Genomic DNA, 6,000 nt, shown 5'->3' with positions numbered 1-6,000 from the left:
GCAGATTCAAGTAAAAGAAATCAAGTTTCGTCCAGGGACGGAGGAAGGGGATTACCAGGTAAAACTGCGCAACCTGGTACGTTTCCTGAGTGATGGGGACAGGGCCAAGGTATCCTTGCGATTCCGCGGCCGTGAGATGGCGCACCAGGAGCTGGGGATGGAACTCCTCAAGCGGGTTGAAGCTGACCTGCTCGAGTACGGTTCGGTCGAACAGCATCCTAAGATGGAAGGACGCCAACTTATTATGGTCATCGCCCCGAAAAAGAAGAAGTAATCAATAGGGCACGGCAGGCCTTCTGATTATGTTTATCAACTGAATGCGGAGTACCGAACATGCCAAAGATGAAAACTAAAAGTGGTGCTGCTAAGCGGTTTCTGAAAACTGCTAACGGTATCAAGCACAAGCACGCTTTCAAGAGCCACATTCTGACCAAAATGTCGACCAAGCGTAAGCGTCAACTGCGCGGTAGCAGCTTGCTGCATCCGTCTGACGTGGCAAAAGTCGAGCGCATGCTGCGCCTTCGTTAATTTTAGTCAAGAATAGAGGAATAACTCATGGCTCGTGTTAAGCGTGGCGTCATTGCCCGTAAACGTCACAAAAAAATTCTGAAACTTGCCAAGGGCTACTACGGCGCGCGTTCACGCGTATTCCGTGTTGCCAAGCAAGCGGTAATCAAGGCCGGCCAATACGCCTACCGTGACCGTCGTCAGAAAAAACGTCAGTTCCGCGCTCTGTGGATCGCTCGTATCAACGCCGGTGCACGTGTTAACGGTCTGTCGTACAGCCGTTTCATCGCTGGCCTGAAAAAAGCGTCCATCGAAATCGACCGTAAGGTTCTGGCTGAACTGGCCGTGAACGAAAAAGCGGTGTTTGCTGCGATTGTCGAGAAAGCTAAAGCCACCTTGGCTTAAGTACCCCCGACAGTCACCCTGGGCTACGCCTGTAGCCCACGGTGGTAAACGTCATAAATAGGGGAAGAGCCTTCAAGCTCTTCCCCTATTTTGTATCTGGAGTCTGTACATGGAAAACCTGGACGCGCTCGTCGCTCAAGCTCTTGAGGCTGTGCAAAGCGCTGAAGATATCAATGCCCTGGAGCAAATCCGGGTTCACTACCTTGGCAAAAAGGGTGAATTGACTCAGGTGATGAAGACCCTGGGGAATTTGCCGGCTGAAGAGCGTCCGCAAGTCGGCGCGCTGATCAACGTCGCCAAGGAACGTGTCACAGAGGTTCTCAATGCGCGCAAGGCGTCGCTCGAGGAGGCCGATCTTGCGGCCAAGCTCGCCGCCGAGTCCATTGACGTAACCCTGCCTGGCCGTGGTCAGGCCTCGGGCGGTCTGCATCCGATCACCCGGACTCTGGAACGTATCGAGCAGTTCTTCACCCACATTGGCTACGGCATCGCCGAAGGCCCTGAGGTCGAAGACGACTACCACAACTTCGAGGCGCTCAACATCCCAGGCCATCACCCGGCCCGGTCGATGCACGACACCTTCTATTTCAACGCAAACATGCTGTTGCGCACCCATACCTCGCCGGTACAGGTCCGCACCATGGAAGCGAACAAGCCGCCGATCCGCATTGTCTGCCCAGGCCGTGTGTACCGTAGCGACTCGGATATTACCCACTCGCCGATGTTCCACCAAGTCGAAGGCCTGCTGGTTGATCGCGATATCAATTTTGCCGACCTCAAAGGCACCATCGAAGAATTCCTGCGGGTGTTCTTCGAGAAGGAGCTGGCGGTGCGTTTCCGTCCATCGTTCTTCCCGTTCACCGAGCCTTCCGCTGAAGTCGACATGGAATGCGTGATGTGCAGCGGTAAAGGCTGTCGTGTCTGCAAACAGACCGGTTGGCTGGAAGTAATGGGCTGCGGCATGGTTCACCCCAACGTGCTGCGCATGTCCGGGATCGACCCGGAAGAGTTCTCGGGCTTTGCCTTCGGCATGGGCGTTGAGCGTCTGGCCATGCTGCGTTACGGCGTGAACGACTTGCGTCTGTTCTTCGACAACGACTTGCGGTTCCTCGCGCAATTTCGCTAGTCGTAACGAATCTTTAGGAGAGCAGGATGAAATTCAGTGAACAATGGCTGCGTGGCTGGGTAAGCCCGCAGGTAGGTCGCGACGAGCTGGTTGCCCGTCTTTCGATGGCCGGTCTTGAGGTCGATAGCGTTACGCCGGCCGCCGGTGTTTTCAGTGGCGTGGTAGTGGGCGAGGTGCTGAGCACCGAGCAGCACCCTGATGCCGACAAATTGCGTGTGTGCCAGGTCAGTAATGGCGCGGAAACTTTCCAGGTCGTGTGCGGAGCGCCAAACGTGCGCCCGGGCCTGAAAATCCCGTTTGCCATGATCGGTGCCGAACTGCCGGGCGACTTCAAGATCAAGAAGGCCAAGCTTCGTGGTGTTGAGTCCAACGGCATGCTCTGCTCTCAGGCTGAGCTGCAGGTAGGCGAGGGCAACGACGGTTTGATGGAGCTGGCGGCCGACGCGCCAGTGGGCCAGGACATCCGTGTTTACCTGGAACTGGAAGACGCTAGCATCGAGGTCGACCTGACCCCGAACCGCGGCGACTGCTTGTCCCTGGCGGGTTTGGCCCGTGAAGTCGGCGCGCTGTATAACGCGCCTGTCACCCGTCCAGTGGTTGCCGCTGTGTCTGCTGTGCACGATGAAGTGCGCCCGATCGAAGTGCTGGCGCCAAACGCCTGCCCACGTTACCTGGGTCGTGTGATCCGTAACGTTGACCTGTCCAGGCCAACCCCGCTGTGGATGGTTGAGCGTCTGCGTCGTGCTGACGTGCGCAGCATCGACGCCGCTGTCGACATCACCAACTACGTGATGCTGGAGCTGGGCCAACCGCTGCACGCGTTCGATCTCGCCGAAATCAATGGCGGCATCCGCGTGCGCATGGCTGAAGAAGGCGAGAAGCTTGTACTGCTCGACGGCCAGGAAGTCAGCCTGCGTGCCGACACCCTGGTAATCGCCGACCATTCCCGCGCCTTGGCGATTGCCGGCGTGATGGGTGGCGAGCACAGCGGCGTGTCGGACACGACTCGCGATGTTTTCCTCGAGAGCGCGTTCTTCGACCAGATCGCCATCGCTGGCAAGGCCCGTTCCTACGGCCTGCACACCGATGCCTCGCACCGCTACGAGCGTGGCGTGGACTGGCAGCTCGCCCGTGAAGCCATGGAGCGCGCCACCGGCCTGCTGCTGGAAATCACTGGTGGCGAAGCGGGCCCGATCACCGAAACCGTCAACGAGCAGTACCTGCCGTCCGTTGCACCGATCATCTTGCGCGCCAAGAGCGTCGAGCAAATGCTCGGTCTCGTGATTGCGCCTGCCGAAATCGAGCAGTTACTGTCGGCCCTCGGCTTGGTGATCTCCTCCAGTGGCGAAGGGCAATGGCTCGTCGAAGTGCCAAGCCATCGCTTCGATATCAGCCTGGAAGTTGACCTGATTGAAGAGCTGGCGCGCTTGTACGGCTACAACCGCCTGCCGGTTCGTTACCCGCAAGCGCGCCTGGCGCCGCAACCCAAGGCCGAAGCGCGTGCGCACTTGCCTGAGCTGCGTCGTCTGCTGGTAGCCCGTGGTTACCAGGAAGCCGTGACTTACAGCTTCATCGATCCCAAACAGTTTGAACTGTTCAACCCGGGTGTCGAGCCGTTGCTGTTGGCCAACCCGATCTCCAACGACATGGCCGCCATGCGTTCGTCGTTGTGGCCAGGCCTGGTAAAAGCGCTGTCGCACAACCTGAACCGTCAACAAGACCGCGTGCGCATGTTCGAAAGCGGCTTGCGTTTCGTCGGCCAACTCGATGGCCTCAAGCAAGAGCCGATGCTGGCTGGCGTTGTGTGCGGTAGCCGCCTGCCGGAAGGCTGGGCACAGGGCCGCGACAGCGTGGACTTCTTCGACGTCAAGGCTGACGTGGAAGCAGTCCTGGGCTTCGCCGGTGCACTGAATGACTTCAAGTTTGTGCCAGGTAGCCACCCGGCACTGCACCCGGGTCAGACAGCGCGTATCGAACGCGAAGGTCGCTTGGTAGGCTTCGTTGGCGCGATTCACCCTGAACTGTCGAAAACCCTGGGCCTTGACCGTCCAGTCTTCGTTTTTGAGCTGGTTCTGGCTGAAGTCGCGTCCGGCAAAATGCCTAAATTCAGTGAGTTGTCGCGCTTCCCTGAAGTGCGTCGCGACCTGGCCCTGATCGCCGACCGTGAAGTCGCCGCCACTGCCGTTCTGGATGTAATCCGTGAAAATGCAGGGGAATGGCTGACAGACCTCAGGCTATTTGACGTTTATCAGGGTAAAGGCATTGATCCGCATAGAAAAAGCCTTGCAGTCGGCTTGACCTGGCAGCATCCATCGCGCACTCTTAACGACGATGAGGTGAATACCACGACACAAAATATCCTCACCTCGCTCGAACAAAGGTTGAACGCCACGTTAAGGAAGTGACGTATGGGGGCTTTGACGAAAGCTGAGATGGCGGAACGTCTGTACGAAGAGCTGGGTCTGAACAAACGCGAAGCCAAGGAATTGGTCGAGCTGTTCTTTGAAGAAATTCGGCACGCTCTGGAAGACAACGAACAGGTCAAATTGTCCGGTTTCGGCAATTTTGACCTGCGGGACAAACGCCAGCGGCCTGGCCGCAATCCAAAAACGGGAGAAGAAATCCCGATCACGGCTCGCCGTGTGGTCACCTTTCGTCCAGGGCAGAAGTTGAAGGCCCGAGTTGAGGCTTATGCTGGAACCAAGTCATAACGACGAGCTACCCGTCATCCCAGGCAAGCGCTACTTCACCATCGGTGAAGTCAGCGAGCTGTGTGCGGTAAAGCCGCACGTGCTGCGCTATTGGGAGCAGGAGTTTCCTCAACTCAACCCCGTCAAACGCACCGGGAACCGCCGGTATTATCAGCGCCAGGATGTGCTGATGATCCGGCAGATCCGTGCGTTGCTGTACGACCAGGGGTTCACCATCAGCGGCGCGCGCCAGCGTATGTCCGGTGATGAAGCCAAAGACGACACCACCCAATACAAGCAAATGATCCGCCAGATGATCTCCGAACTCGAAGATGTGCTGGTGGTGTTGAAGAAGTAATTCCGGCTTTTAAAATACTTCCACATTTCAAAAGCTTGCGGTATATTCCGGATCGCTTCGTTAAGAAGCGAACCAGGTAACACGCCTAGTCGGGGCGTAGCGCAGTCCGGTAGCGCACTAGCATGGGGTGCTAGGGGTCGAGTGTTCGAATCACTCCGTCCCGACCATATTTTAAAAAAGCCCAGCCTGAAAAGGCTGGGCTTTTTCATGCCCGGCTTTTATACACGCTTCAGTCCCGAGGGCGCTGCTGTACGTACTCCACAAACGGCGCAAGGTCTGTACTGCACAGTAAATGCGCAATCCTGCGTACTTCCGCCTCCGGCCAATCCCACCACGCCGACTGTTCCAGCACCACTCGCGTCGGCTCGTCAAAACGCCAGCGGATGTGCTTGGCAGGGTTGCCGCCGACGATGGAGTAAGGCGCTACATCCTTGGTCACCAATGCGCCGGCTGCTACGACCGCGCCATTGCCAATCGAGACGCCCGACAGGATTTTCGCGTGCGAGCTGATCCAGCAGTCGTTGCCAATGGTCACGTCGCCTTTGCTGCCACCAAAGTCGGTGATGTGCGCGACGCTGTCGACCTTGGCCGGGAAGGGGTAGCAGCTGAGCCAGTCGGTGCGGTGGTGGCCGCCCAGAAAGACTTCGACATTGCCGGCAATGGAGGTGTAGGCGCCGACGCGCAGGGTCGTGCCTTCATGCCAGTCGTGAACCTTCAAGTCGCCGTAGGTGCCCAAGCCAAAACTGTACGCGGGGTAGCGGTTGCGCAGTTTTTGCGTAGAGCGCTCCAGAGGGGAGAGTGCGCGCAACGCCTTGCGTGCTTGATGTTCGCGCCATTTACGCAATAGCTTCATGCGTGGAGCCTTCTTGCAAAGATTGAAATCAGGTCGCCATCCTGAGCAATGGGTGCACGCT

The 6,000-nt window shown here is 57.7% G+C and carries 8 protein-coding genes and 1 tRNA gene; 8 read left to right on the top strand and 1 reads right to left on the bottom strand.

The annotated features are described in order from the left end of the window. From infC to ACP7A2_RS01705, 8 genes are all read left to right on the top strand, one after another. Positions 1–274, top strand: a 274-nt coding sequence (infC, locus tag ACP7A2_RS01740) for a translation initiation factor IF-3 (protein WP_131695976.1), incomplete at its 5' end; no start/stop codon positions are given. A gap of 59 nt (positions 275–333) precedes the next feature. Beyond that, positions 334–528 (top strand): 50S ribosomal protein L35, encoded by a 195-nt coding sequence (gene rpmI, locus ACP7A2_RS01735; RefSeq protein ID WP_002553160.1) that lies wholly within the window; start codon positions 334–336, stop codon positions 526–528. A 27-nt stretch (positions 529–555) separates the two neighbouring features. Further along, positions 556–912: a 50S ribosomal protein L20 gene (rplT, locus tag ACP7A2_RS01730; RefSeq protein WP_003174975.1), complete on the top strand. Its 357-nt coding sequence runs from the start codon at positions 556–558 to the stop codon at positions 910–912. Between the two features lie 109 nt (positions 913–1,021). Continuing rightward, positions 1,022–2,038: a phenylalanine--tRNA ligase subunit alpha gene (gene pheS / locus ACP7A2_RS01725; protein ID WP_034099107.1), complete on the top strand. Its 1,017-nt coding sequence runs from the start codon at positions 1,022–1,024 to the stop codon at positions 2,036–2,038. A 26-nt stretch (positions 2,039–2,064) separates the two neighbouring features. Next, complete coding sequence (gene pheT / locus ACP7A2_RS01720; protein ID WP_426132832.1) at positions 2,065–4,443, top strand: phenylalanine--tRNA ligase subunit beta; 2,379 nt, start codon at positions 2,065–2,067, stop codon at positions 4,441–4,443. 3 nt (positions 4,444–4,446) lie between these two features. Continuing rightward, positions 4,447–4,749: an integration host factor subunit alpha gene (gene ihfA / locus ACP7A2_RS01715; protein ID WP_002553164.1), complete on the top strand. Its 303-nt coding sequence runs from the start codon at positions 4,447–4,449 to the stop codon at positions 4,747–4,749. Beyond that, positions 4,730–5,086, top strand: a complete 357-nt coding sequence (locus tag ACP7A2_RS01710; protein ID WP_003219935.1) for a MerR family transcriptional regulator — start codon at positions 4,730–4,732, stop codon at positions 5,084–5,086. The genes ihfA and ACP7A2_RS01710 overlap by 20 nt, the downstream gene beginning before the upstream one ends. A 90-nt stretch (positions 5,087–5,176) precedes the next feature. Further along, a tRNA-Pro gene (locus ACP7A2_RS01705) sits at positions 5,177–5,253 on the top strand. 62 nt (positions 5,254–5,315) lie between these two features. Here ACP7A2_RS01705 and ACP7A2_RS01700 read toward each other — a convergent pair. Next, positions 5,316–5,939 carry a CatB-related O-acetyltransferase gene (locus ACP7A2_RS01700; RefSeq protein WP_348057297.1) on the bottom strand — a complete coding sequence of 208 codons (624 nt, stop codon included), beginning with the start codon at positions 5,937–5,939 and terminating at the stop codon, positions 5,316–5,318. Between the last annotated feature and the right edge of the window lie 61 nt (positions 5,940–6,000).

The organism is Pseudomonas sp. PWP3-1b2 (genome assembly GCF_049896045.1).
GTDB lineage: Bacteria > Pseudomonadota > Gammaproteobacteria > Pseudomonadales > Pseudomonadaceae > Aquipseudomonas > Aquipseudomonas antarctica_B.
Note: the sequence above shows the minus strand (reverse complement) of the source record. Positions and strands in the feature narration are given on the sequence as shown.